The organism is Paraburkholderia sp. RL17-380-BIE-A, from assembly GCF_046028085.1.
Lineage (GTDB): Bacteria > Pseudomonadota > Gammaproteobacteria > Burkholderiales > Burkholderiaceae > Paraburkholderia.
This window is the reverse complement of the sequence record NZ_JARESQ010000020.1, coordinates 16288-41375: the sequence shown is the minus strand read 5'-3', so window position 1 is coordinate 41375 and position 25088 is coordinate 16288. Positions and strand designations below refer to the sequence as shown.

Below are 25088 nucleotides of genomic sequence, written 5' to 3'. Positions count from 1 at the left end.
CGTAGGCACGACGCCCCCACCCTTTTCTTGTTTTGTACCGGCCTCGCCGGGCCGGTTGCACTTGCGTGCGGGCTTCCTATTCCTAGTGCAAGCCCGCGATGTAATCGGCTACAGCCTTGATCTCGCTGTCCGACAGACGCGTTGCAATGGCATGCATCGCCTCGTTGTTGTTACGTGCGCCAGGACCTTGCGTGAACGCCAGCAACTGCGCCACCGTGTATTCCGACCACTGTCCCGACAGCCGCGGATACTGCGACGGAATTCCCTGACCGGTCGGCCCGTGGCAGCTTGCACATGCCGGTACGCCCTTGTCGGCAATCCCGCCGCGATAAATCTTCTGTCCTAGCGGAACGGTGTCTTTGTTGTGCGCATAGCCAGGCTTCGGGGTCTGCGCCGCGAAATAAGCCGCGACATTGACCATGTCCTGATCGGAGAGCGCCGCCGCCATGCCCGCCATGATCGCATTGTTGCGCGCCGGCTGCTTGGCGCCCGGCTGCGTTTTGAAATCCTTGAGCTGCTTGACGAGATACTCAGGGTGTTGGCCCGCCAGCTTCGGATACGCGCCGCCGGCGCTGTTGCCGTCCGCGCCGTGACACGACGCGCAAACCTGCACCGCGATTGCCTGCCCCCGATTGACGTCCGGCTTTGCCGGATCTGCTGCTCGTGCCTGAATTGCCAAACCTGAAAGACCTGCCGCTACATGAAGCACCATCAGAGTCTTGCTCAGTCGATTCATTCGCACACCCTGTCTCGTCTTGTGGGATTTTTAGAGAGCCCCCAAACCTGCCGCATCGCGCCAGGCCCGGCGTTTTTCTTGAAGGTTTTGCAAAATACGACGGCGACCGAGTGACCGCCAGGAGCCGCCAAGGCACGTGGGCTGGCCCCCTCAGGTTTTCAGTAAACCATCGTATTGTACAATAACTCGCTAATCGCTAAGACGCCAGTCGGGCTTGACCCGTCCCCACTCCGGGTTCCCCGGCGTCTCGAATCCTGGCCTGATCATGTCCTTCCTGCTCCACCAATCCCGCTTTTTCACGACCGTCAATCACTTGCGTGATCTGCCGGCCACTTCGCAACCCGAGATCGCCTTTGCGGGGCGCTCGAACGCAGGCAAGTCGACGGCCATCAATATTCTGTGCAATCAGAAGCGGCTGGCCTTCGCCAGCAAGACGCCGGGCCGTACGCAGCACATCAATTACTTTTCGGTGGGCAAGGCGGACGAGCCGACCGCGCATCTGGTCGATCTGCCGGGCTACGGCTACGCGGAAGTGCCGGGGGCGGCCAAAGCGCATTGGGAAGCGCTGCTGTCCACCTATCTGCAGTCGCGCTCGCAATTGCGCGGCATGATCCTGATGATGGACTCGCGCCGCCCGCTGACGGATCTGGATCGCCGCATGATCGAGTGGTTCGCGCCGACCGGCAAGCCGATCCACACGCTGCTCACCAAGTGCGACAAATTGACCCGTCAGGAAAGCGTGAATGCGCTGCGCGCGACTCAGAAAGGTCTGGCTGAATATCGCGCCGCCGGCTATCGCGGAGAATTGACTGCCCAGTTGTTCTCGGCGCTCAAACGCGTCGGTATCGACGAGGCGCACGAGTTGATCGAAAGCTGGCTGATCCCCGACGCGAAGGGCGAATCAGACGCCCCTCAGTAAGCGAGGAGAGCGCTGCCGGATAGGAGAAAACGCTATTGCGGCCGCCCATAAAAAAACCCGCCGCTTTAACGGCGGGTCAAACAGCCTAATCGAAAAAACGACAGGCACCCGCTCAGGGAGGAGAAGCGGGGAGGTCAGCGCAAGGCGCCTTGCTCGATCGGTATGATATACCATTGTCTCGAAAAGTTTCCGGCAGCGGAGACAGGCGTTACTTGGCCACTCCACACATCCACGTTTCTTCGATTCGTCTATGAGCTTCTATCCCCACCACCGTCCGCGCCGCATGCGCCGCGACGACTTCTCGCGTCGTCTGATGCGGGAAAATATCCTCACCACCAACGATCTGATCTACCCGGTCTTTATCGTCGAAGGCACGAACGTGCGGCAAGCCGTTCCGTCGATGCCGGGCGTCGAGCGCGTCTCGGTGGATCTGCTGATGGGCGTGGCCGAGCAATGCGTCGAATTGGGCGTGCCGGTGCTGTCGCTGTTTCCCGCCATCGAACCTGCACTGAAAACGCCTGACGGCCGCGAAGCAACCAACCCGGCCGGTCTGATTCCGCGCGCGGTTCGCGAACTCAAAAAGAACTTCCCCGAACTGGGCGTGCTGACCGATGTCGCACTCGATCCGTACACGAGCCACGGCCAGGACGGCGTGCTCGACGAAGCCGGCTACGTCATCAACGACGAGACAGTCGAGATTCTGGTCGAGCAGGCACGTGCACAGGCTGAAGCGGGCGTCGATATCGTCGCGCCGTCGGACATGATGGACGGCCGCATCGGCGCCATCCGCGAGATGCTCGAAAGCGAAGATCATGTCCACACTCGCATCATGGCTTATGCCGCCAAGTTCGCGTCGGCGTTTTACGGCCCGTTCCGCGATGCCGTAGGGTCCGCCACGAACCTCGGCAAAAGCAACAAGATGACCTACCAGATGGACCCGGCCAATTCGAATGAAGCGCTGCGCGAAGTGCAAGCGGACATCAACGAAGGCGCGGACATGGTGATGGTCAAGCCAGGCATGCCGTATCTGGATATCGTGCGCCGCGTGAAAGACGAGTTCCAGTTCCCGACGTACGTGTACCAGGTGAGCGGCGAGTACGCCATGCTGAAAGCGGCCGCGCAGAACGGCTGGCTCGATCATGACAAGGCGATGATGGAATCGCTACTGGCGTTCAAGCGGGCCGGCGCGGATGGTGTGCTGACCTATTTCGCATTGGATGCCGCGCGGATTTTGCGTTCGCAGAAGTAACCCGACACGCCGCCTTTCGCGGCGGCTCAGGCGTTGGGATAAACGGAGGCCAGCCGGTGAGTCGAGCCTCCGTTTTTTGTTTGGCGCTTGAGTCGGCGCGCACCGTCAGTCTCTGCGAAGTCATGGTTAGTTCGCGTCTCATGGTGCATGGGTACTCGCTAATCGAATTTCTCGCTAATCGAATTCGACCGCGATCGTCTTGCCTTCGACATTCAACTCGACCCGCTGCGTTGCGCGCTCAATTCCCCGTTTCAGGAAAAACTCCAACCGGCCGCGGATCAGAACCGAGATCCGATTGAGCGATAGGCCGGCTGTCGACCAGCCAGCGATCGTGGTGATCCGCTTCGGCTTTTATCGCCTCGACTGCAAGACGCGCCGTGCCGTCACCGCGTGCCGCTGACTACCGCAGACACGCCAGGCGCCGTAGCGCGCCCCTCATAAGCCGTCATGCCCCGGGCTCACGCGCCCGGTCCAGACTGCGCAAGAACTTATCCGCTGACTCATATCCGACGACGCGCAGCACTTCCTTGCCACTCCGATCGAAGAAGATGATCCCCGGCGGCCCGAACAGGCTGAAACGCTTGAGCAACGTCTGATCGTCGGCGTTATTGGCGGTGACGTCGGCGCGCAGCAGATTCATCTGCTTCAATTTCGCCTGGACACGAGCGTCGCTGAAGGTGAATTTCTCCATTTCTTTACAGCTGACGCACCAGTCGGCGTAAAAATCGAGCATAGCGGGCTGTGCAGCCGTTTTGACAGCCTCGTCGAGTTCATTCGATGACCGAACCTGGGCGAACGTCAGATCGCTCTGCGGCGCGCTGCCCGGCTTTTTCGAAGCGCCCGCGACGCCCGCCTCGCCGCCGCGCGCCGCCAGGACGGCAAGCGGGCGCAGAGGATCCGATGAACCCGCCGCCAGCCCGACCAGCAGGACCGCTGCCCAGACGGCCAGCGCGACGCCGATACCGCGGCCGAGCCGGCGCCACACGGAAGCCTGCGCGGCCGGTGCCGCGAACAAACCGAGGGAGACAGCGGCGACCAGCAACCAGAGCGCGCTCAAGAGCATGGTCGCCGCCGCGCCCAGCACCGGCCAGACGATCCACAGCGCCGCCGCGAGCAGCACCACGCCGAAGAACACCTTGACGCCGTCCATCCATGCGCCGGCGCGCGGCAACAGCGTGCCCGCGCCAAGACCGAGAATCAGCAGCGGCACGCCCAAGCCAAGTCCCATCGAAAATAGTGCCGCGCCGCCGAGCAGCGCGTCGCCCGTATGCGCAATGAACGCCAGCACTGCGAAGAGCGGAGCGGTCATGCAGGCGCCGACCACCAGTGCGGACAGCGCGCCCATCACGGCAACCGCTGCAAACTTGCCTCCGGAGCGTCCCGCCGATGCGCGCGAGACGCCGTCCTGCCAACGCTGCGGAAGCGCGATATCAAAGCCGGCGATCAGGGTCAGCGCGAAAACCGTCAGCAGCACGGCAAAAGCACCCAGCACCCACGGATTCTGCAACCACGCGCCGAGGCTTTGCCCGATCAGTGCCGCGCCTATGCCAAGCGCCGTGTACACGAGCGCCATACCGATCACGTAGGCCGCCGACAGCGAAAATCCGCGAGCACGTGTCACTCGCGCGCCTTCTCCGATAATGATCGCCGAAAGAATCGGAATCATCGGATACGAACAAGGGAGCAGACTCAGCACTGCGCCGGCGATGAAATAAAGTCCGACGATCGCGAAGAAGCCGCCGCCTTGCAGCAGCGACTGCGCGTAGTCCGCGCTGGTGGCACGCTCAAACCATGAGGTGCTTGCGGCGGCCGATTGTTGCGCACCATTGGCGCTCGGGCCTTGCGCGCTGCCAGCCGGTTGCAGAGCCGCGCCGCTGACGTGGTACACGCGCTCCATCGGCGGGTAGCAGATGCCCGCATCGGCACAACCCTGCGACGTCACCGCCAGATCAAATGGTCCGGCCGCTTGCTTAACGGGAATCCGGATCGTCAACTCGTTCCGATACGTCTCGACGTCCTTGTTAAAGGTCTGATCGAACTTGACGTGCCCCGCGGGCAATCGCGGTTCGCCGATCGTGGCCGTTCCGTTGCGGGTCGCGAAGGCGAAGCGCTCGCGGTACATGTAGTAGCCATCCGCGATTTTGTAGGTCACCTCGACTTCGCCGGGCCTCTCCTTCGCGCTGAATTTGAAGGCGACCGCCGGATCAAGGAAGTCATCCGCAGCACGAGCCAGCGTGCCGAACTGCGCAAAAAACACGCAACCAACTAGGAAAAATAGCGTACGCAGCGCATTGCGCGCGCGTCGGTCGAGACCGTTAAACATGGAGGGTACGTTGAGTTTCAGCAGTGATCCACTGGCCGTACGCGGCCGATGCCGTCGCTTGCCACGAGAGGATCTCCGGCGTGTCGTAGGGATGGTGAGCCTGAATGAACTGCTCCAGTTCAAGCGCACGCGCCGCGCTAGTCTTGAACAGCAACTGGATCTCGTGCGCCGTTTCGATCGCGCCCTGCCAGTGGTAGCTGGACTGCACGGCACCTAGCTGCGTGACGCAGGCGCATAGCCGTGTGGCCAAGGCATCCGCAGCAAGCTTCTGAGCCACGGCCGCGTCAGGCACCGTCGTCAGAATCAAGGTCACATTCACGCTCACAGATGGCTCCGGCCAGGCACGATTCAGGTGCCGATATCGTATCACCTAGCCTTGCCCTACCGCAGACGGCGATGCGGCAGATGGCCGCGCGCACCGCATTCTGGCGCGCGCGTTATGGCGCTGGAAACAAAAAAGCCAGGCTTGGCGCCTGGCTTTCTTTTGATGCTAAAAAGCTTACTCAGCTTCTTGCACTTCGACTTCTTCAACTTCCGGACGGTCGAGCAGTTCGACCAGTGCCATCGGAGCGTTGTCACCAACGCGGAAGCCGAACTTCAGCACGCGCAGGTAGCCGCCCGGGCGGGTAGCGTAACGCGGGCCCAGAACTTCGAACAGCTTCGTGACCGAGTCACGATCGCGCAGGCGGTTGAATGCCAGACGACGATTTGCCAGCGACGGCTTCTTGCCGAGCGTGATCAGCGGCTCGACGACTTTACGGAGTTCTTTCGCCTTCGGCAGCGTGGTCTTGATGACTTCGTGCTCGATCAGCGAGTTGGACATATTACGGAGCATTGCCAGACGGTGGCTGCTCGTGCGGTTCAGTTTCCGCAAACCATGACGGTGACGCATGTTAATTCCTTCGATTCAAAGTTTTGGTCCAGCTCTTCTATCGCTCTCGAACTTCCCGCGGTTTCCCAACGGTAGCGAGTGCACGGGCCGGTAGTGAAAAAAGACAAGACGCGGATTTTAAAGGAAAATCCGCGTCTTTGCCAGTGCAGCGACGGGGTTCTGCCCCGGGATTACTTGTCCAGACCAGCCGGCGGCCAGTTCTCGAGTTTCATGCCGAGCGTCAAACCACGCGACGCCAGTACTTCCTTGATTTCGTTCAGCGACTTGCGGCCCAGATTCGGCGTCTTGAGCAGCTCGTTTTCCGTGCGCTGGATCAGGTCGCCGATGTAGTAAATGTTCTCGGCCTTCAGGCAGTTCGCGGAACGAACCGTCAGTTCGAGATCATCAACCGGGCGCAGCAGGATCGGATCGATCTGCGGCGCGCGCGACGGCGCTTCAGCCGTTGCTTCGGTGCCTTCCAGAGCAGCGAAGACCGACAGTTGATCGACCAGAATGCGCGCCGATTGACGGATCGCTTCTTCCGGCGAAATCACACCGTTGGTTTCGATGTTCATCACGAGCTTGTCGAGGTCGGTACGCTGTTCGACGCGGGCGCTTTCCACGGCATAGCTCACGCGGCGAACCGGCGAGAACGACGCATCCAGCACGATACGGCCGATGATCTTGGCCGACTCTTCGCCATAACGACGCACATTGCCCGGCACATAGCCGCGGCCCTTTTCGACCTTGATCTGCACGTCGAGCTTGCCGCCCTTCGACAGATGCGCAATCACGTGATTCGGGTTGATCACTTCGCAATCGTGCGCAAGTTCGATGTCGCCAGCGGTGACAACGCCTTCGCCTTCCTTGCGCAGCGTAACCGTCACTTCGTCACGATTATGCAGCTTGAAGACCACGCCCTTCAGGTTCAACAACAGGTTGACCACATCCTCTTGCACACCGTCGAGCGTCGAATACTCATGCACGACGCCTGCGATCGTCACCTCGGTCGGCGCATAGCCCACCATCGACGACAGCAGCACGCGCCGGAGCGCGTTACCCAAGGTGTGGCCGTAACCGCGTTCAAACGGTTCCATGACCACTTTCGCGTGGCTCTCACCAAGCGATTCAACAGCGATGATCTTGGGCTTCAACAAACTGGTTTGCATAGGTTTTCCTTTTCAATACCCTCGGCTCGTTACACCGATAAGGCTGACCGGTAACAACCTGAAAATAAACAGCCGAGACGCCCCCTTGCTTAGCGCAATCGAGGTGCCCCGGCCGTTAATCCGATTACCGCGAATACAATTCGACGATCAGGCTTTCGTTGATATCGCCAGCGATGTCGCTGCGTTCCGGCTTCTGCTTGAACGTGCCTTCGAACTTCTTCGAATCAACAGCGACCCAGCTCGGCAGACCGCCTTGCTCAGCCAGCGACAGCGCTTCGAGAATACGCGCCTGCTTCTTCTTCTGTTCGCGGACAGCAACGACGTCGCCAGCCTTCACTTGCATCGACGGGATGTTCGACACAACGCCGTTCACCGTGATCGCCTTGTGGCTCACCAGCTGACGCGCTTCAGCGCGCGTCGAGCCGAAGCCCATGCGATACACGACGTTATCCAGACGCGATTCGAGCAGTTGCAGCAGGTTTTCACCCGTGTTGCCCTTCAAGCGGTCAGCTTCAGCGAAGTAACGGCGGAATTGGCGCTCGAGGACACCGTAGATGCGCTTCACTTTTTGCTTTTCGCGCAGCTGCGTGCCGTAGTCGGACGTACGTGCACCCGAGGTGCGGCCGTGCTGGCCGGGCTTGCTGTCAAGCTTGCACTTGTCAGCGAGCGAACGACGGGCGCTCTTCAGGAAAAGGTCAGTGCCTTCACGGCGGGACAGCTTGGCCTTAGGGCCGATATAACGTGCCACGTTGATTCCTTCTATGATTAATCACGCAAATGCATGCATTCGCGCTAGTCCGAACCCTTTGGGTCGAACGGTGGGCTTAGTCAATTCAATAGCGCAAGCAGCCTGCCGCCGCGCAGGGCGGCAACAGGCGCTGGCAAAACAAGCGTCTTAGATACGACGACGCTTCGGCGGACGGCAGCCGTTGTGCGGGACGGGAGTCACGTCGGAGATCGCGGTGATCTTGATGCCAAGACCATGCAACGCGCGCACCGCCGACTCACGGCCAGGACCGGGGCCCTTGATCCGCACTTCGAGGTTCTTCACGCCGTATTCCATCGCCACGCGGCCAGCCGATTCGGCTGCCACCTGGGCTGCAAACGGGGTCGACTTACGCGAACCCTTGAAGCCCTGACCACCCGACGTTGCCCAAGCAAGTGCATTGCCTTGACGATCAGTGATCGTGATGATGGTGTTATTGAACGACGCGTGAACGTGAACCACGCCCTCGGCGACGTTCTTCTTGACCTTCTTGCGAACGCGTTGCGCCGCGGAGTTGTTCGAAGCCTTAGCCATTACGTTTTCCTGTAACTGTCAGTTCCGCTTACTTCTTCAGCGATTGCGCTGCACGACGCGGACCCTTGCGCGTACGGGCATTCGTACGCGTACGTTGGCCGCGCAGGGGCAAGCCCTTACGATGCCGAACGCCACGGTAGCAGCCGAGATCCATCAGGCGCTTGATGTTCATCGTCGTTTCACGGCGCAGATCGCCTTCAACGATGAACTTGCCGACTTCTTCACGCAGCTTTTCGAGGTCTGCGTCGTTCAGGTCTTTGACCTTCTTCGAAAATGCCACACCAGCAGCGACGCAAATGTCGCGCGAGCGCGTGCGGCCGATACCGTAGATAGCCGTGAGGCCGATTTCGGTATGCTGGTGATTCGGGATGTTAACCCCTGCGATACGAGCCATTGTTTTTCCTCAAACAAAAAGCGCAAGCAAAAGCGCGGCGTTCAGCCTTGACGCTGTTTGTGGCGCGGATCAGAGCTGCAAATCACGCGCACAACGCCTTTGCGCTTGATGATCTTGCAATTGCGGCAAATGCGCTTAACCGATGCCATCACTTTCATGATATTACCCTTTTTTCAAATCACTTCGCCCGGAACACGATCCGCGCACGCGACAGATCGTAAGGCGTCAATTCAACCGTCACCTTGTCGCCCGGCAAGATCCGGATGTAGTGCATCCGCATCTTCCCAGATATGTGTCCCAATACGACATGGCCGTTTTCCAGCTTCACCCTGAAGGTAGCATTAGGCAGGTTTTCGATGACTTCACCCTGCATCTGGATCACATCGTCTTTGGCCATAAGTCCTTTCAACGCATCGGGACGCCGCCGCCTTTGAAATTAGCTTTCTTCAGCAGCGATTCATACTGTTGCGACATAACGTACGACTGCACCTGCGCCATGAAATCCATTGTGACGACGACAATGATCAGCAGCGACGTTCCACCAAAATAAAACGGCACGTTCCAGCGCAGCACCAGAAACTCGGGCAGCAGACAAACGAACACGATGTAGATCGCACCGGCCAGCGTCAGACGCGTGAGGATGCGGTCAATGTATCGGGCCGTTTGATCGCCCGGGCGGATGCCTGGGACGAAAGCGCCACTCTTTTTCAGGTTGTCGGCCGTCTCTCTGCTGTTGAACACCAGTGCGGTGTAGAAGAAACAGAAGAAAACGATCGCCAACGCGTACAGCAACACGTACACGGGTTGACCGGGCTTAAGGGCTTCGGCCACGTTGTGCAACGTGTCTGCGAACCAGCTGGTACGCGACCCCGAACTAAACCAGTTCAGGATGGTTGCCGGGAAGAGAATGATCGACGATGCAAAGATCGGCGGAATCACGCCCGACATGTTCAATTTCAGCGGCAAATGCGAAGACTGACCGCCGTAAATCTTGTTACCGACTTGCCGCTTTGCGTAGTTCACAAGAATCTTGCGCTGGCCGCGTTCGATGAACACCACCAGATACGTCACAGCAGCAATCAGCGCGACGACGATAATCGCGGATATCGGACTCATCGAACCGGTTTGCACCAGCGAAACAAGACCACCGATTGCATTCGGGAAGCCCGCTGCAATCCCGCCGAAAATAATGATCGAGATACCGTTGCCAAGCCCGCGCTCCGTGATCTGCTCACCCAGCCACATCAGGAACATCGTGCCGGTCACCAGCGTCACGACCGTCGTCAACCGAAAAACCATTCCCGGATCAATCACCAGGCCAGGCTGATTTTCCAACGCCACGGCAATGCCGAACGCCTGGAACGTCGCCAGCAGGACCGTGAAGATACGCGTGTACTGCGTAATCTTCCGTTGACCCGCTTGCCCTTCCTTTTTCAGCGCTTCGAGCTGCGGCGAGACAATCGCCAGCAACTGCATGATGATCGACGCCGAAATATACGGCATGATCCCCAGCGCAAAAATCGTGAACCGCGAAAGTGCGCCACCCGAAAACATGTTGAACATGCCAAGGATGCCGCCCGACTGGCTTTGGAAAAGCTTTGCCAGCTGGTCCGGGTCAATACCCGGCACCGGAATATGCGCGCCGATACGGTAGACGATCAGCGCCAGCAGCAGGAACACTGCCCGCCGACGCAGATCGCCGAACTTCGCCGCGCCGCGACCGGGTTTTGCGAGACTCGGGCTGTTAGCCAAGTACCTTCTCCGATGCAAATGCTAGTGACGGCAATTAGCTTGCGCGTTACTCGGCAAAAGAGCCGCCGGCTGCTTCGATAGCAGCGCGCGCACCCTTCGTCGCACCCAGACCCTTCACAACGACCTTGCGCTTGAGCTCGCCCGTCGCGATGATCTTGGCGCTCTTGATCAACTCGCCGACCAAGCCGGCCTGCTTCAGAGCCAGCAGATCGATTTCGTCGACCGGCAGCTTTTCCAGATCCGAGAGACGCACCTCACCAACGAATTCCTTCGTCAGCGAAGTAAAGCCACGCTTCGGCAGGCGACGTTGCAGCGGCATTTGACCGCCTTCGAAGCCAACCTTGTGAAAGCCGCCTGAGCGCGACTTCTGACCCTTGTGACCGCGGCCAGCCGTCTTGCCCAGACCGGAGCCGATACCACGGCCGACGCGACGCTTAGCGTGCTTCGAGCCTTCAGCCGGCTTCAGGTTATTCAATTCCATTATCAACTCCTTGAGTCCTGGTCAGCCGCTTAGCTGATGACCTTAACGAGGTACGAAACCTTGTTGATCATGCCGCGCACAGCCGGCGTGTCCTGCAACTCGCTGACCGAGTTGAGTCGGCGCAGGCCCAAGCCACGCACCGTTGCACGGTGCGTCTCACGGGTGCCGATCAGGCTCTTGACGAGCTGGACCTTGACAGTTTTATCAGACATGGTGTCCACCTTAGCCCAGAATATCTTCGACGGACTTGCCGCGCTTCGCCGCGATGTCGCCCGGCGTGGACTGCTTGCGCAGACCGTCGAGCGTTGCACGAACGAGGTTGTACGGGTTCGTCGAACCGTGGCTCTTAGCAACCACGTTTTGCACGCCCATTACGTCGAACACTGCGCGCATCGGGCCACCAGCGATCACGCCCGTACCGTCCTTCGCCGGAGCGAGGAGAACTGCGGATGCGCCGTGCTTACCATGCACTTCGTGTTGCAACGTACCGTTCTTCAGCGGCACCTTGAACATGTTACGGCGAGCTTGTTCCATTGCCTTTTGAACAGCAACCGGAACTTCCTTCGCTTTGCCCTTGCCCATGCCGATGCGGCCATCGCCGTCGCCAACCACGGTCAGTGCGGCGAAACCGAGAATCCGGCCGCCCTTCACAACCTTGGTCACGCGGTTGACCGAAATCATCTTTTCGCGCAGGCCGTCGTCGCGTTCGTCAGCCTGAACTTTCGCTTGCATCTTTGCCATGACGAATTCTTCCCTTAGAACTTGAGTCCGGCTTCGCGCGCCGCATCAGCCAGCGCTTTCACGCGGCCGTGGTAACGGAAACCCGAACGGTCGAAGGCGACGGATTCGATGCCGGCAGCCTTAGCCTTTTCTGCGATGCGCTTACCGATCAGCGTGGCAGCAGCGACGTTGCCGCCCTTGCCCGTTTGATCAGCCAATTGCGCACGCACTTCGGCTTCGAGCGTCGACGCGCTGGCGAGCACCTTGGTGCCGCACGGCGAGAACACTTGCGCATAGATGTGCGTGTTCGTGCGATGCACGGCGAGACGCGCGACCTGCAGCTCAGCGATCTTGATACGCGTCTGACGAGCGCGGCGCAGGCGAGATTGAGTCTTATCCATGATTGCGCACCCTTACTTCTTCTTCGTTTCTTTGAGGATCACAACCTCATTGGCGTAACGCACACCCTTGCCCTTGTAGGGCTCCGGCGGGCGATAGCCGCGCACTTCTGCAGCGACCTGGCCAACTTGTTGCTTATTGATCCCCTTGATCACGATTTCGGTTTGCGTCGGGGTTTCAGCCTTGACGCCTTCCGGCATCTGGTGCACCACAGGGTGCGAGAAACCCAGCGACAGGTTCAGCTTGTCGCCTTGCGCTTGTGCGCGATAACCAACGCCAACCAGCGTCAGCTTGCGCTCGAAACCCTTCGTCACGCCGTTCACCATGTTCGCAACCAGTGCGCGCATCGTGCCCGACATCGCATTCGCTTCGCGGCTTTCGTCAACCGGCTCAAAATTCAGCGTGCCGTTGTCGTTCACCACTTTCACGAGGCGGTTTGCCGCCTGCGTAATCGTACCCAGCGGGCCCTTGACGGTGATGCGATCGTCGCTCAGGGCCACTTCTGCGCCTTGCAGCGCGACCGGGCTTTTACCTACTCGAGACATGTTTCTCTCCTTTCGGCCTTAAGCGACGTAGCAGATGACTTCGCCGCCAACGCCCGTTGCACGCGCCTTGCGGTCCGTCATCACGCCCTTCGGCGTCGACACGATTGCCACGCCGAGGCCATTCATGACCACGGGGATGTCGTTACGGCCGCGGTACACACGCAGACCAGGCTTCGAAACGCGTTCAATGCGTTCGATGACCGGACGGCCAGCGTAGTACTTCAACACGATGTTCAATTCAGACTTCGCACCTTCGGACTTCACTGCGAAATCATCGATATAGCCTTCGTCCTTCAGGACCTGCGCAATCGCAACCTTGACTTTCGACGAGGGCATAGTCACCGAGACTTTCTCAACCATCTGCGCATTGCGGATGCGAGTCAGCATATCGGCGATAGGATCACTCATGCTCATTTACGTTTCTCCTATTACCAGCTCGCCTTGGTCAGGCCAGGGATCTCGCCGCGAAACGCGATTTCGCGAATCTTGTTACGCGCCAGCCCGAATTTACGGAACGTGCCACGCGGGCGACCGGTAATTGCGCAACGATTGCGCTTACGGGTCGGATTAGAGTTGCGCGGCAGTTGTTGCAGTTCCAGACGTGCTGCGTAATGCTCTTCGTCCGACTTGCTCATATCGCCGATGATCGCTTTCAGCTCTGCACGCTTGGGAGCGTACTTAGCGGCCAGGCGAGCACGCTTCTTTTCACGTTCGATCAGTGCCAGTTTAGCCACGGTAACCTCAGTTTCTGAACGGGAACTTGAAGCTGGCGAGCAGAGCCTTTGCTTCGTCGTCGGTCTTCGCAGTCGTCGTGATGCTGATGTTCAGCCCACGCAGTGCGTCGATCTTGTCGTAGTCGATTTCGGGGAAAATGATCTGCTCTTTCACACCGATGTTGTAGTTGCCGCGACCATCGAATGCACGACCCGACACGCCACGGAAGTCACGCACACGGGGGAGCGCGACCGTCACGAAACGGTCCAGAAATTCGTACATTGCTTGACCACGCAACGTGACCATTGCACCGATCGGATAGCCTTGACGGATCTTGAAGCCAGCGATTGCCTTGCGTGCCTTCGTGATCACCGGCTTCTGGCCTGCGATCTTCGTCAGGTCGCCAACGGCGTTTTCGATGATCTTCTTGTCAGCAACGGCTTCGCCAAGACCCATGTTCAGGGTGATCTTGGTGATGCGCGGCACTTCCATCACGGACTTGTAACCGAACTTCTCGATGAGGCCGGGTACAACCTTTTCTTTGTAAAACTCTTGCAAACGAGCCATTTTTTTACTCCGCAGCGTCAGGCGCTCAGCTCGGCACCGGTCGTTTTAAGGAAACGGACTTTCTTGTCTCCCTCGACCTTGATGCCTACACGCGACGCCTTGCCATTCGCGTCGACCAATGCGACGTTCGAAATTTGCAGCGGCATCGTCTTGGCTTCCACACCGCCCGTCGTACCCTTCATCGGGTTCGGCTTGACGTGCTTCTTGACGAGGTTGATACCCTCGACAATCACTTTGCCTTCGCCAACGGACAGCACGACGCCGCGCTTGCCTTTATCTTTGCCGGTGATGACGATAACTTCGTCACCTTTGCGAATCTTGTTCATCGCGACTCCTTACAGCACTTCAGGTGCCAACGAAACGATCTTCATGAATCGTTCGCTGCGCAACTCGCGCGTGACAGGCCCGAAAATACGGGTGCCAATAGGTTCGAGCTTGGCATTCAACAACACAGCGGCGTTGCCATCGAACTTGATCAGCGAGCCGTCCTGACGGCGCACGCCCTTGGCGGTGCGAACCACCACGGCGTTATAAATTTCGCCTTTCTTCACGCGCCCGCGCGGCGTTGCTTCTTTGACGGTCACCTTGATGATGTCGCCAATGCTGGCATAACGACGCTTCGAGCCGCCGAGCACCTTGATGCACATGACTTCACGTGCACCCGTGTTGTCGGCCACTTCAAGCCGAGTTTCGGTCTGGATCATGGTTTATCTTTCCCAACTTAATCCGGCCACACCACCATGGCGTACCCGGTCAGTCTTGGTCCCGTCAGCCAATCGGCTGCTTGGGTATGAACAGCAGCGACGGCAAACGAAACCCGCCATCGCAATCCGGTGAATCCTTCGGAACAGACTGGCGCCCGATCCGCTTCCCCCACCAACTTCGCCCGCGACGGGGCTCCCATAAAAGAGGGAAGACCGAGATTATAACAAATAATCTCGGTCTTGCAAGCGAAACTTACTGCGATTTCAATTACTTCTACAACATTGCGGCGTCAGATGACGCGAGCAGCCTCGACCAGGCGAGCCACAACCCAAGCTTTCGTCTTCGAAATCGGACGCGTTTCCTGGATTTCAACGAGGTCGCCCTCGTTGTACGTGTTCGCATCGTCGTGCGCGTGGTACTTCTTCGAACGCACAACGTACTTGCCGTAGATCGGGTGCTTCACGCGGTGCTCAACCAGCACGGTGACCGTCTTGTCCATCTTGTTGCTGACGACCTTGCCGACCAGCGTCCGCTTGAGCGAGGTTTTTACGCTATCGTTCATTTCTGGTTCGCCTTCTCAGTCAGGACGGTCCGCACACGTGCGATGTCGCGACGAACCTTCTTCAGCTGGCTCGTGTTCGTGAGCTGCTGGGTCGCGAGTTGCATGCGCAGGCCGAATTGCGCCTTCAACAGGTCCGACAGCTCCTTGTTGAGCGCGGCCTGATCTTTCTGGTGAAGTTCGGAAGCCTTCATCATTTGCTCCTTAGGCGCCGAGCTGACGCACGATAAACGTCGTCTTGAGCGGCAGCTTAGCTGCAGCCAGACGGAACGCTTCGCGTGCCAGCTCTTCGGTTACGCCGTCCATTTCGTACAGCATCTTGCCCGGTTGAATCTCTGCGACGTAGTACTCAGGGTTACCTTTACCGTTACCCATCCGTACTTCAGCCGGCTTGTGCGAGATCGGCTTGTCCGGGAAGATGCGGATCCAGATGCGGCCACCACGCTTGATGTGACGCGTCATTGCACGACGTGCCGCTTCAATCTGGCGCGCGGTCAAGCGACCACGACCGATAGCCTTCAGGCCGAACTCACCGAACGACACCGCGTTGCCGCGGGTAGCGATACCGGTGTTACGACCCTTCTGCTCTTTGCGATACTTTCTGCGTTTCGGTTGCAGCATCGTTATTCTCCAGTCTTCCCGCCGTCGCCGGCACCGCCAGCACGACGGGGAGCGCCACGGCGTGCACCTGCCGGGCCACCACCTTCACCATCGCGACGCGGACGGCGATCGCCACCCGGACGTGCGTTGCGGCGCGGACGCTTTTCTTCGGCGACTTCTTCAACCACCGGTGCGTCGTTGCGGCCGAGCGTGTCGCCCTTGTAGACCCACACCTTCACGCCGATGATGCCGTACGTCGTCTTTGCTTCCGACGTTGCGTAGTCGATATCAGCACGCAGCGTATGAAGCGGCACGCGACCTTCGCGATACCATTCCGTACGAGCGATTTCGATACCGTTCAGGCGGCCAGCGCTCATGATCTTGATGCCTTGAGCACCCAGACGCATCGCGTTTTGCATCGCACGCTTCATCGCGCGGCGGAACATAATCCGGCGCTCGAGCTGTTGCGTGATCGAATCCGCGATCAGTTGCGCATCGGTTTCCGGCTTACGGATTTCTTCGATGTTGACGTGAACCGGAACGCCCATGCGCTTTTGCAGCTCGGACTTCAGCAGTTCAATGTCTTCACCCTTCTTACCGATCACGACACCCGGACGCGAGCTGAAAATCGTGATACGGGCGTTCTTTGCAGGACGCTCGATCACAACGCGGCCGACGGACGCGTTCTTCAGCTTTTTCTTCAGGTATTCACGAACACCGATGTCTTCCTGCAACATCGCCGCGAAATTGTTGTTGTTCGCGTACCAACGCGACGCCCAATTGCGGCTGACGGCCAAACGGAAGCCAGTCGGATGAATTTTCTGTCCCATCGTATGACCCCTTAATTCCCGACCGTCACAGTGATGTGACAGGATTGCTTCTCGATGCGGTTACCGCGGCCTTTAGCGCGCGCGGTAAAACGCTTGAGCGACGCAGCCTTGTCGATGTAGATGCTCGTGATCTTGAGCTCATCGATATCGGCGCCTTCGTTATGCTCCGCATTCGCGATCGCCGACAGCACGACCTTTTTCACGATTCCCGCAGCCTTCTTCGGCGAAAACGTCAGAACGTTCAGCGCCTTGTCGACCGGCAAACCGCGGATCTGGTCAGCCACAAGGCGCGTTTTCTGCGCCGAGATGCGGGCACCGCGATGAATTGCTTTCACTTCCATCATGAGCCCCTTATTTCTTAGCCTTCTTGTCGGCTGCGTGACCCTTGAACGTACGGGTCAGTGCGAACTCGCCAAGCTTGTGGCCGACCATGTTTTCCGAGATGTACACCGGAACGTGTTGACGGCCGTTATGAACGGCGATCGTCAGACCGATGAAATCCGGGAGGATCGTCGAGCGACGCGACCAGGTTTTAATCGGCTTCTTATCCCGCGAAGCTGCTGCCGCCTCAACTTTCTTCAGCAAATGGGCGTCGCAGAACGGACCTTTTTTTACAGAACGTGCCATTGCCTACTCCTTAACGCTTGTGACGGCGCTGGACGATCATGCTCGTCGTGCGCTTGTTGCTGCGGGTGCGATAACCCTTAGCAGGTGTGCCCCACGGGCTCACCGGATCGCGACCTGCAGCCGTCTTGCCTTCACCACCACCGTGCGGGTGATCGACCGGGTTCATTGCAACGCCACGCACCGTCGGGCGGATACCGCGCCAGCGGTTCGCGCCAGCCTTACCGATTTGACGGAGGCTATGCTCTTCGTTGCCAACTTCACCAATCGTCGCGCGGCACTCAACGTGGACGCGGCGGATTTCACCCGAGCGCAGGCGGACCTGTGCGTAGATGCCTTCACGAGCCAGCAGCATCGCCGACGTACCAGCCGAACGCGCCATTTGCGCGCCCTTGCCAGGCAGCATTTCGATGCAGTGAATCGTCGTACCGACCGGAATGTTGCGGATCGGCAGCGTGTTGCCTGCACGAATCGGCGCTTCCGAACCTGACATCAGTTGCTGACCGACGGTGATACCCTTCGGAGCGATGATGTAGCGGCGTTCGCCGTCTGCGTACAGAACCAGCGCAATGTTCGCGCTACGGTTCGGATCGTACTCAAGGCGTTCGACCTTCGCTGCGATACCGTCCTTGTTGCGACGGAAATCGACGACACGATAGTGATGCTTGTGACCACCACCCTTATGACGGGTCGTGATGTGGCCGTTGTTGTTACGGCCGGCGGTCGTGGATTGCGAGTCGAGCAGCGGTGCGAACGGCTTGCCCTTATGCAGATCCTTGTTGACCACCTTGACCATCGCGCGGCGGCCCGGCGAAGTCGGCTTAACTTTAACGATTGCCATGATTACTTGGCCTCCGCTTCAAAGTTGATTTCCTGGCCGGGCTTCAGGCAGACATACGCCTTCTTCACGTCCTTGCGCTTGCCCATGAAGCGGCCAAAGCGCTTGGCTTTGCCCTTCGAGACCAGCACGTTGACGGAATTGACTTCCACCTTGAACAGCAGCTCGACTGCAGCTTTCACTTCCTGCTTCGTGGCATCGGGCGCGACTTCGAACACGACTTGCTCGTTCTTGTCGGCCACCAGCGTCGCCTTTTCGGAGATCACCGGCGCGAGCAGGACCTGCATCAAACGATGATCGTTCTTGCGAATCTCGCTCATGACAGCAACTCCTCGATCTGGGCGACCGCAGCCTTCGTGATCAGGATCTTCTTGAAGTAGATCAGCGACAGCGGGTCGGCGTAACGCGGCTCGACAACTGCCACATGGGCGAGGTTGCGCGACGCGAGGTACAGGTTTTCGTCAACCGTGTCGGTAATCACCAGCACGGAGTCGAGACCCATCGCCTTGAATTTTTCGGCCAGCAGCTTCGTCTTCGGCGCTTCGAGCGTCAGCTCGTCGACTACCGAGATACGGCCTTCGCGGGCCAGCTGCGAGAAGATCGAGCAGAGACCTGCGCGATGCATCTTCTTGTTGACCTTGTGCGAAAAGTTTTCTTCCGGCGAATTCGGGAAGATCCGGCCACCGCCGCGCCACAACGGGCTCGACGACATACCGGCACGGGCGCGGCCCGTACCCTTCTGGCGCCACGGCTTCTTGGTCGTGTGCTTGACTTGCTCACGGTCCTTCTGCGCGCGGTTACCACTACGGGCATTCGCTTGATACGCCACCACCACCTGGTGAATCAGGGCTTCGTTGTAATCGCGGCCGAACACGACGTCCGACGCGCTAACGCCTGCACCTTCCTGACCATTGGCATTCAGGAGCTTAAGTTCCATTATTTCGCTCCTTTCACGGCACGCGTCTTCACGGCCGGCGTAACGAATACCTTGCCACCCTTCGCACCCGGAACGGCGCCCTTGACCAGCAACAGCTTGCGGTCAGCGTCGATACGAGCGATTTCGAGGTTTTGCACGGTTACCGTATCGTCACCCATGTGACCGGTCATGCGCTTACCCGGGAAAACACGACCCGGATCCTGCGCCATACCGATCGAACCCGGCACGTTGTGCGAGCGCGAGTTACCGTGCGATGCACGGCCGGATGCGAAGTTGTAACGCTTGATGGTACCGGCGTAGCCCTTACCGATCGACACGCCTTGCACGTCGACCTTCTGGCCTACTTCGAACAGGTCGGGACCGACCACGGTGCCGTTCGACAACTCGGCAGCCTTGGCAGCATCGATCTGGAATTCTTTGAGGATTTCACCGGCTTGAACACCGGCTTTGGCGAGATGACCGGCCAACGGCTTCGTCACGCGCGATGCACGGCGCGTACCGAATGCAACCTGCACGGCCGTGTAGCCGTCGGTTTCAACAGTCTTGATCTGCGTCACGCGGTTGTCGGACACGTCCAGCACGGTAACGGGAATCGAATCCCCTTCTGCCGTGAAGATACGGGTCATGCCAACCTTGCGACCTACGAGTCCAAGGCTCATCGTTTTCTCCATTCCCGACTGCGATTGGTCGGGGCTAATTTACAAAATGCCGGTGCCGTTTCGGGCATGAATTCATGCTGCAGCACACCGACTTTTTTGCGCAAATGCGCGAAAAGCCCACTATTATAGCGAGGCCTCTCGTTTTCCGCAAGCAATCAATGACTTAGCGTTGCCAGGTACGCCAGGCAACGCTTTGAAGCCTTATTGCAGCTTGATTTCCACGTCCACGCCAGCCGGCAGGTCCAGCTTCATCAATGCGTCAACGGTCTTATCCGTCGGATCGACGATGTCCATCAGACGTTGGTGCGTACGGATTTCGAGCTGGTCGCGCGACGTCTTGTTGACGTGCGGTGAACGCAGGATGTCGAAGCGTTGAATACGGGTCGGCAGGGGAACCGGACCACGAACGATTGCGCCAGTCCGCTTTGCCGTGTCGACGATTTCAGCAGCCGATTGATCGATCAGGCGATAGTCGAAAGCCTTCAGGCGAATACGGATTTTCTGGTTCTGCATGACAATTCCTTGGAAAGAGCGAGGCGATATTGCACCGCCAGACAGTAAAAGAACGTAGAGCCGGATGCCCGCTGAGGGCGGGCGCCCGGCTCCGGGCACCACTTACAGCAAATACGTCAATCCGCGATTTTACTCGAGAATCTTGGCAACCACACCTGCGCCAACCGTACGGCCGCCTTCGCGGATTGCGAAGCGCAGACCTTCTTCCATCGCGATCGGGTTGATCAGCTTCACCGTGATCGACACGTTGTCGCCCGGCATGACCATTTCCTTGTCCTTCGGCAACTCGATCGAGCCCGTCACGTCCGTCGTACGGAAGTAGAACTGCGGACGGTAGTTGTTGAAGAACGGCGTGTGACGACCGCCTTCATCCTTGCTCAGCACGTACACTTCAGCCGTGAAGTGCGTGTGCGGGTTGATCGAACCCGGCTTGGCCAGAACCTGGCCACGCTCCACGTCTTCACGCTTCGTGCCGCGCAGCAGGATACCGACGTTGTCGCCTGCCTGACCCTGGTCGAGCAGCTTGCGGAACATTTCCACGCCCGTGCAGGTCGTCTTCACCGTCGGCTTGATACCGACGATTTCGATTTCCTCGCCAACCTTCACAACGCCGCGCTCAACGCGACCCGTCACCACCGTGCCGCGACCCGAGATCGAGAACACGTCTTCCACCGGCATCAGGAATGCGCCGTCAACTGCGCGCTCCGGCGTCGGGATGTACGTGTCCAGCGCGTCGGCCAGATTCATGATCGCCACTTCGCCCAGCTCGCCCTTGTCGCCTTCCAGCGCCAGCTTGGCCGAACCCTTGATGATCGGCGTTTCGTCGCCCGGGAAGTCGTACTTCGACAGAAGTTCGCGAACTTCCATCTCGACCAGCTCCAGCAGCTCAGCGTCGTCCACCATGTCGCACTTGTTCAGGAACACGATGATGTACGGAACGCCAACCTGACGCGCCAGCAGGATGTGCTCACGCGTTTGCGGCATCGGGCCGTCAGCGGCCGAGCACACCAGGATCGCGCCGTCCATCTGCGCTGCGCCCGTGATCATGTTCTTCACATAGTCAGCGTGGCCCGGGCAGTCGACGTGTGCGTAGTGGCGGTTAGCCGTTTCATACTCGACGTGTGCCGTGTTGATCGTGATACCACGTGCCTTTTCTTCCGGCGCCGCGTCGATCTGGTCGTATGCCTTCGCTTCGCCGCCAAACTTCTGCGTCAGAACCGTCGTGATCGCTGCCGTCAGCGTGGTCTTGCCGTGGTCAACGTGACCGATCGTGCCGACGTTCACGTGCGGCTTGGTCCGTTCGAATTTACCTTTAGCCATGTTTCTCTTCTTTCAAAAAGTTAATCGTTGAATGACTTGCCGCGCGATTACTTCGACTTCGCGTTGATGATCGCTTCGGACACGTTACGCGGTGCTTCGGAGTAGTGCTTGAACTCCATCGTGTACGTTGCACGACCTTGGGTCAGCGAACGCAGCGACGTCGAGTAGCCGAACATTTCCGACAGCGGGACTTCGGCGCGAACGATCTTGCCGCCGCCAACCATGTCGTCCATGCCCTGCACGATGCCGCGACGACCCGACAGGTCGCCCATCACGTTGCCCATGTAATCTTCAGGCGTTTCGACTTCCACAGCCATCATCGGTTCGAGGATGACCGGTTGAGCCTTGCGCATTGCTTCCTTGAACGCCATCGAGCCGGCCATGCGGAACGCATTTTCGTTCGAGTCAACGTCGTGGTACGAACCGAACGTCAGGTGAACCTTGACGTCGACGACCGGGAAGCCTGCCAGCACGCCTGCCTTCAGCGTTTCCTGGATACCCTTGTCCACCGCCGGGATGTATTCGCGCGGAATCACACCGCCCTTGATCTCGTCGAGGAACTCGTAGCCCTTGCCTTGCTCATTCGGCTCGAGCGTGATGACCGCGTGACCGTACTGGCCGCGACCACCCGACTGCTTGACGAACTTGCCGTCAACGTCTTCCGCCTTACCGCGAATCGTTTCGCGGTAAGCAACTTGCGGCTTGCCGACAGTCGCTTCCACGCCGAATTCGCGCTTCATACGGTCAACCAGAATTTCCAGGTGGAGCTCGCCCATGCCCGAAATAATGGTTTGGCCCGATTCTTCGTCCGTTTGAACGCGGAACGACGGATCTTCTTGTGCCAGACGGTTCAGCGCCAGACCCATCTTTTCCTGGTCAGGCTTCGTCTTCGGTTCAACAGCCTGCGAAATCACCGGCTCCGGGAAAATCATGCGTTCGAGCACGATCGGGCTTTGCGGATCGCACAGCGTGTCGCCGGTCGTCGCGTCTTTCAGGCCGACTGCTGCTGCGATGTCGCCCGCGCGGACTTCCTTGATTTCTTCGCGCTGGTTCGCGTGCATCTGCAGAATACGACCCAGACGTTCCTTCTTGTCTTTGGTCGCGTTCAGCACGGTGTCGCCCGAATTCACGACGCCCGAGTACACACGGAAGAAGATCAGCTGGCCGACAAACGGGTCGGTCATGATCTTGAATGCCAGTGCCGAGAACTTTTCGTCGTCGGCAGCGCGGCGCTCGCCCTTTTCACCGTTTTCCAGCTCGCCGGTAACCGGCGGGATGTCGATCGGCGAAGGCAGGAAGTCGAGCACGGCGTCCAGCATGCGTTGCACGCCCTTGTTCTTGAACGCGGTGCCGCACAGCATCGGCTGGATTTCGCAAGCGATCGTACGGTCGCGCAGACCCTTGATGATTTCCGCTTCAGAGAGCTCGCCCTCTTCCAGGTACTTGTTCATCAATTCTTCGCTCGACTCGGCAGCCGCTTCGACCATTTTCTCGCGCCATTCCGTGCACGAGTCAGCCAGTTCCGCCGGAATTTCTTCGTACGAGAACTTCGTGCCTTGGGACGCTTCGTCCCAAATGATCGCTTTCATCTTCAGCAGATCGACGACGCCCGTGAAGTTCTCTTCCGCGCCGATAGGCACCACGACCGGAACCGGGTTCGCCTTCAGACGCAGCTTGAGCTGGTCGTAAACCTTGAAGAAGTTCGCGCCGGTGCGGTCCATCTTGTTGATGAACGCGAGACGGGGAACCTTGTACTTATTAGCCTGACGCCACACGGTTTCCGACTGGGGCTGAACGCCACCCACCGCACAGTAAACCATGCACGCGCCGTCGAGCACGCGCATCGAGCGCTCGACTTCAATCGTGAAGTCAACGTGGCCCGGGGTGTCGATGATGTTGATGCGGTGCTCAGCGCGGTCGCCGGCCATGCCTTTCCAGAACGCCGTGGTAGCAGCGGACGTGATCGTGATGCCGCGTTCCTGCTCCTGCTCCATCCAGTCCATGGTGGCAGCGCCGTCGTGAACTTCACCAATCTTATGGTTCACGCCGGTGTAGAACAGGATGCGCTCGGTCGTCGTCGTTTTGCCGGCGTCGATGTGAGCGCTAATACCGATGTTACGGTAGCGCTCGATAGGTGTCTTGCGAGCCACTTTGATCCTCTATTGGGATGACGCGATGCGAGAAAATACCCATCGCGCTGTAACACAAACGGGCGAGGCGCTTTGTAAGCGCACCCGCCCGGAATTTCTTTCCGTTTTTTCTGCTAATCCCGGGTTCGGGAAGCTTAGAAACGGAAGTGCGAGAACGCCTTGTTGGCTTCTGCCATCCGGTGAACTTCGTCGCGCTTCTTCATTGCGCCGCCACGGCCTTCGGCCGCTTCGGAGAGTTCACCTGCCAGACGCAGGGCCATCGACTTCTCGCTGCGCTTCTTCGCGGCTTCACGCAGCCAACGCATCGCCAATGCCATACGACGCGACGGGCGCACTTCGACCGGAACCTGATAGTTCGCACCACCAACGCGGCGGCTCTTCACTTCGACCACCGGCTTGACGTTGTTGAGCGCTACCGTGAACACTTCCAGCGGGTCCTTGCCACCCTTGGTCTGGATCTGTTCGAAAGCGCCGTACACGATACGCTCGGCAACCGACTTCTTGCCAGAGAGCATCAGCACGTTCATGAACTTAGCTACATCAACGTTACCGAACTTCGGATCCGGCAACACTTCCCGCTTGGGGACTTCGCGACGACGCGGCATGTTTCTTCCTTTAACTTTTCAGTTGGAGCTATTTTTAGCCCCGCGGCCACCAACTAACCCGATTCATCTCTGACGACTTACCAGCCTGGTCGGGTGACCACTTACTCGACAGCACCGGCGATTCCGGCACCACCGCTATTACCGCCTATGCAGGCGACCTGAAACTACTGACCGGCTAATTACTTGCCAGCTTATTTACCAGCTTTTGCACGCTTCGCACCGTACTTCGAGCGAGCCTGCTTACGATCCTTGACGCCCTGGGTATCCAGCGAGCCGCGAACCATGTGGTAACGCACACCCGGCAAGTCCTTCACACGGCCGCCGCGAATCAGCACGACCGAGTGTTCCTGCAGGTTGTGGCCTTCACCACCGATGTACGAAATGACTTCGAAGCCGTTCGTCAGACGAACCTTGGCAACCTTACGCAGTGCCGAGTTAGGCTTCTTAGGCGTCGTGGTGTACACACGGGTGCACACGCCGCGACGCTGGGGGCAGTCCTGCAAAGCCGGGCTCTTGCTCTTCGTCGTTTCCGACGCGCGGCCTTTGCGAACCAGTTGATTGATGGTTGGCATTGTTTATTCCTGAAATTGAACAAAATCGACGCATCTG

The 25088-nt window shown here is 58.9% G+C and carries 38 protein-coding genes; 2 read left to right on the top strand and 36 right to left on the bottom strand.

What is annotated here, in order from left to right; translation table 11 throughout:
• Positions 1-82 precede the first annotated feature (82 nt).
• On the bottom strand, positions 83-736 hold the full coding sequence (locus P0D68_RS28335) for a c-type cytochrome (protein ID WP_091798367.1): 654 nt from the start codon (positions 734-736) through the stop codon (positions 83-85).
• Between the two features lie 265 nt (positions 737-1001).
• Between P0D68_RS28335 and yihA the strand changes: the two genes are divergently transcribed.
• On the top strand, positions 1002-1655 hold the full coding sequence (yihA, locus tag P0D68_RS28330; RefSeq protein ID WP_408301849.1) for a ribosome biogenesis GTP-binding protein YihA/YsxC: 654 nt from the start codon (positions 1002-1004) through the stop codon (positions 1653-1655).
• A 250-nt stretch (positions 1656-1905) separates the two neighbouring features.
• The gene (hemB, locus tag P0D68_RS28325) at positions 1906-2904 is read left to right on the top strand and encodes a porphobilinogen synthase (protein ID WP_091798361.1); all 999 of its coding nucleotides are present in this window, start codon (positions 1906-1908) and stop codon (positions 2902-2904) included.
• Positions 2905-3349: 445 nt separating this feature from the next.
• Here hemB and dsbD read toward each other — a convergent pair whose 3' ends face one another.
• From dsbD to rpsL, 35 genes are all read right to left on the bottom strand, one after another.
• On the bottom strand, positions 3350-5227 hold the full coding sequence (gene dsbD, locus P0D68_RS28320) for a protein-disulfide reductase DsbD (protein ID WP_408301846.1): 1878 nt from the start codon (positions 5225-5227) through the stop codon (positions 3350-3352).
• On the bottom strand, positions 5220-5552 hold the full coding sequence (gene cutA, locus P0D68_RS28315; protein WP_408301844.1) for a divalent-cation tolerance protein CutA: 333 nt from the start codon (positions 5550-5552) through the stop codon (positions 5220-5222). The genes dsbD and cutA overlap by 8 nt, the downstream gene beginning before the upstream one ends.
• 174 nt (positions 5553-5726) lie before the next feature.
• A complete protein-coding gene (gene rplQ, locus P0D68_RS28310; protein ID WP_006052227.1) occupies positions 5727-6119 on the bottom strand; it encodes a 50S ribosomal protein L17 in 393 nt (130 codons plus the stop codon).
• A gap of 170 nt (positions 6120-6289) precedes the next feature.
• Positions 6290-7267, bottom strand: a complete 978-nt coding sequence (locus P0D68_RS28305; RefSeq protein WP_408301842.1) for a DNA-directed RNA polymerase subunit alpha — start codon at positions 7265-7267, stop codon at positions 6290-6292.
• Positions 7268-7391: 124 nt separating this feature from the next.
• The gene (rpsD, locus tag P0D68_RS28300; RefSeq protein WP_007180123.1) at positions 7392-8015 is read right to left on the bottom strand and encodes a 30S ribosomal protein S4; all 624 of its coding nucleotides are present in this window, start codon (positions 8013-8015) and stop codon (positions 7392-7394) included.
• 147 nt (positions 8016-8162) lie between these two features.
• Positions 8163-8567, bottom strand: coding sequence for a 30S ribosomal protein S11 (rpsK, locus tag P0D68_RS28295; RefSeq protein ID WP_006052224.1), 405 nt, complete (start codon positions 8565-8567; stop codon positions 8163-8165).
• A 28-nt stretch (positions 8568-8595) separates the two neighbouring features.
• Entirely contained in the window at positions 8596-8961 is a 366-nt protein-coding gene (gene rpsM / locus P0D68_RS28290) for a 30S ribosomal protein S13 (protein ID WP_006052223.1), read from the bottom strand.
• 41 nt (positions 8962-9002) lie between these two features.
• Positions 9003-9119 (bottom strand): 50S ribosomal protein L36, encoded by a 117-nt coding sequence (gene rpmJ, locus P0D68_RS28285; protein ID WP_004199844.1) that lies wholly within the window; start codon positions 9117-9119, stop codon positions 9003-9005.
• 20 nt (positions 9120-9139) lie between these two features.
• A complete protein-coding gene (infA, locus tag P0D68_RS28280) occupies positions 9140-9358 on the bottom strand; it encodes a translation initiation factor IF-1 (protein WP_004521905.1) in 219 nt (72 codons plus the stop codon).
• Positions 9359-9366: 8 nt separating this feature from the next.
• Positions 9367-10713, bottom strand: a complete 1347-nt coding sequence (gene secY, locus P0D68_RS28275) for a preprotein translocase subunit SecY (protein WP_091798353.1) — start codon at positions 10711-10713, stop codon at positions 9367-9369.
• Positions 10714-10759: 46 nt separating this feature from the next.
• On the bottom strand, positions 10760-11194 hold the full coding sequence (gene rplO / locus P0D68_RS28270) for a 50S ribosomal protein L15 (protein WP_007180125.1): 435 nt from the start codon (positions 11192-11194) through the stop codon (positions 10760-10762).
• Between the two features lie 29 nt (positions 11195-11223).
• Positions 11224-11406, bottom strand: a complete 183-nt coding sequence (gene rpmD / locus P0D68_RS28265; RefSeq protein ID WP_007180126.1) for a 50S ribosomal protein L30 — start codon at positions 11404-11406, stop codon at positions 11224-11226.
• Between the two features lie 10 nt (positions 11407-11416).
• Complete coding sequence (rpsE, locus tag P0D68_RS28260) at positions 11417-11935, bottom strand: 30S ribosomal protein S5 (RefSeq protein WP_007180127.1); 519 nt, start codon at positions 11933-11935, stop codon at positions 11417-11419.
• Between the two features lie 14 nt (positions 11936-11949).
• The gene (rplR, locus tag P0D68_RS28255) at positions 11950-12315 is read right to left on the bottom strand and encodes a 50S ribosomal protein L18 (RefSeq protein ID WP_006052218.1); all 366 of its coding nucleotides are present in this window, start codon (positions 12313-12315) and stop codon (positions 11950-11952) included.
• A gap of 12 nt (positions 12316-12327) precedes the next feature.
• Positions 12328-12858 carry a 50S ribosomal protein L6 gene (gene rplF, locus P0D68_RS28250; RefSeq protein ID WP_012434569.1) on the bottom strand — a complete coding sequence of 177 codons (531 nt, stop codon included), beginning with the start codon at positions 12856-12858 and terminating at the stop codon, positions 12328-12330.
• 18 nt (positions 12859-12876) lie between these two features.
• A complete protein-coding gene (gene rpsH / locus P0D68_RS28245; RefSeq protein WP_006052216.1) occupies positions 12877-13272 on the bottom strand; it encodes a 30S ribosomal protein S8 in 396 nt (131 codons plus the stop codon).
• 14 nt (positions 13273-13286) lie between these two features.
• Positions 13287-13592 (bottom strand): 30S ribosomal protein S14, encoded by a 306-nt coding sequence (gene rpsN, locus P0D68_RS28240; protein WP_006052215.1) that lies wholly within the window; start codon positions 13590-13592, stop codon positions 13287-13289.
• 7 nt (positions 13593-13599) lie between these two features.
• Positions 13600-14139, bottom strand: coding sequence for a 50S ribosomal protein L5 (gene rplE, locus P0D68_RS28235; RefSeq protein ID WP_006052214.1), 540 nt, complete (start codon positions 14137-14139; stop codon positions 13600-13602).
• A gap of 17 nt (positions 14140-14156) precedes the next feature.
• On the bottom strand, positions 14157-14465 hold the full coding sequence (rplX, locus tag P0D68_RS28230) for a 50S ribosomal protein L24 (RefSeq protein WP_006052213.1): 309 nt from the start codon (positions 14463-14465) through the stop codon (positions 14157-14159).
• Positions 14466-14474: 9 nt separating this feature from the next.
• Entirely contained in the window at positions 14475-14843 is a 369-nt protein-coding gene (rplN, locus tag P0D68_RS28225; protein WP_006052212.1) for a 50S ribosomal protein L14, read from the bottom strand.
• Between the two features lie 290 nt (positions 14844-15133).
• The gene (gene rpsQ, locus P0D68_RS28220) at positions 15134-15406 is read right to left on the bottom strand and encodes a 30S ribosomal protein S17 (RefSeq protein ID WP_007180129.1); all 273 of its coding nucleotides are present in this window, start codon (positions 15404-15406) and stop codon (positions 15134-15136) included.
• A complete protein-coding gene (rpmC, locus tag P0D68_RS28215; protein WP_007180130.1) occupies positions 15403-15597 on the bottom strand; it encodes a 50S ribosomal protein L29 in 195 nt (64 codons plus the stop codon). The genes rpsQ and rpmC overlap by 4 nt, the downstream gene beginning before the upstream one ends.
• A gap of 10 nt (positions 15598-15607) precedes the next feature.
• Positions 15608-16024, bottom strand: a complete 417-nt coding sequence (gene rplP, locus P0D68_RS28210; RefSeq protein ID WP_007180131.1) for a 50S ribosomal protein L16 — start codon at positions 16022-16024, stop codon at positions 15608-15610.
• Positions 16025-16026: 2 nt separating this feature from the next.
• Positions 16027-16833: a 30S ribosomal protein S3 gene (gene rpsC / locus P0D68_RS28205; RefSeq protein ID WP_007180132.1), complete on the bottom strand. Its 807-nt coding sequence runs from the start codon at positions 16831-16833 to the stop codon at positions 16027-16029.
• Between the two features lie 11 nt (positions 16834-16844).
• Positions 16845-17177, bottom strand: a complete 333-nt coding sequence (gene rplV / locus P0D68_RS28200) for a 50S ribosomal protein L22 (RefSeq protein WP_007180133.1) — start codon at positions 17175-17177, stop codon at positions 16845-16847.
• A gap of 7 nt (positions 17178-17184) precedes the next feature.
• On the bottom strand, positions 17185-17460 hold the full coding sequence (gene rpsS / locus P0D68_RS28195; protein ID WP_004199273.1) for a 30S ribosomal protein S19: 276 nt from the start codon (positions 17458-17460) through the stop codon (positions 17185-17187).
• 10 nt (positions 17461-17470) lie between these two features.
• The gene (gene rplB, locus P0D68_RS28190) at positions 17471-18298 is read right to left on the bottom strand and encodes a 50S ribosomal protein L2 (protein ID WP_091798350.1); all 828 of its coding nucleotides are present in this window, start codon (positions 18296-18298) and stop codon (positions 17471-17473) included.
• A gap of 2 nt (positions 18299-18300) precedes the next feature.
• The gene (gene rplW / locus P0D68_RS28185; protein ID WP_007180135.1) at positions 18301-18615 is read right to left on the bottom strand and encodes a 50S ribosomal protein L23; all 315 of its coding nucleotides are present in this window, start codon (positions 18613-18615) and stop codon (positions 18301-18303) included.
• Complete coding sequence (gene rplD / locus P0D68_RS28180) at positions 18612-19232, bottom strand: 50S ribosomal protein L4 (RefSeq protein ID WP_007180136.1); 621 nt, start codon at positions 19230-19232, stop codon at positions 18612-18614. The genes rplW and rplD overlap by 4 nt, the downstream gene beginning before the upstream one ends.
• Positions 19232-19891, bottom strand: coding sequence for a 50S ribosomal protein L3 (rplC, locus tag P0D68_RS28175; protein WP_007180137.1), 660 nt, complete (start codon positions 19889-19891; stop codon positions 19232-19234). The genes rplD and rplC overlap by 1 nt, the downstream gene beginning before the upstream one ends.
• Before the next feature lie 201 nt (positions 19892-20092).
• Positions 20093-20404, bottom strand: a complete 312-nt coding sequence (rpsJ, locus tag P0D68_RS28170; protein WP_006998489.1) for a 30S ribosomal protein S10 — start codon at positions 20402-20404, stop codon at positions 20093-20095.
• A 129-nt stretch (positions 20405-20533) separates the two neighbouring features.
• On the bottom strand, positions 20534-21724 hold the full coding sequence (gene tuf, locus P0D68_RS28165) for an elongation factor Tu (protein ID WP_007180138.1): 1191 nt from the start codon (positions 21722-21724) through the stop codon (positions 20534-20536).
• Between the two features lie 47 nt (positions 21725-21771).
• Positions 21772-23874, bottom strand: coding sequence for an elongation factor G (fusA, locus tag P0D68_RS28160; protein WP_091798348.1), 2103 nt, complete (start codon positions 23872-23874; stop codon positions 21772-21774).
• Positions 23875-24008: 134 nt separating this feature from the next.
• Positions 24009-24479 carry a 30S ribosomal protein S7 gene (rpsG, locus tag P0D68_RS28155; protein ID WP_006053291.1) on the bottom strand — a complete coding sequence of 157 codons (471 nt, stop codon included), beginning with the start codon at positions 24477-24479 and terminating at the stop codon, positions 24009-24011.
• A 191-nt stretch (positions 24480-24670) separates the two neighbouring features.
• Entirely contained in the window at positions 24671-25051 is a 381-nt protein-coding gene (gene rpsL, locus P0D68_RS28150; RefSeq protein ID WP_006998493.1) for a 30S ribosomal protein S12, read from the bottom strand.
• Positions 25052-25088: the final 37 nt, after the last annotated feature.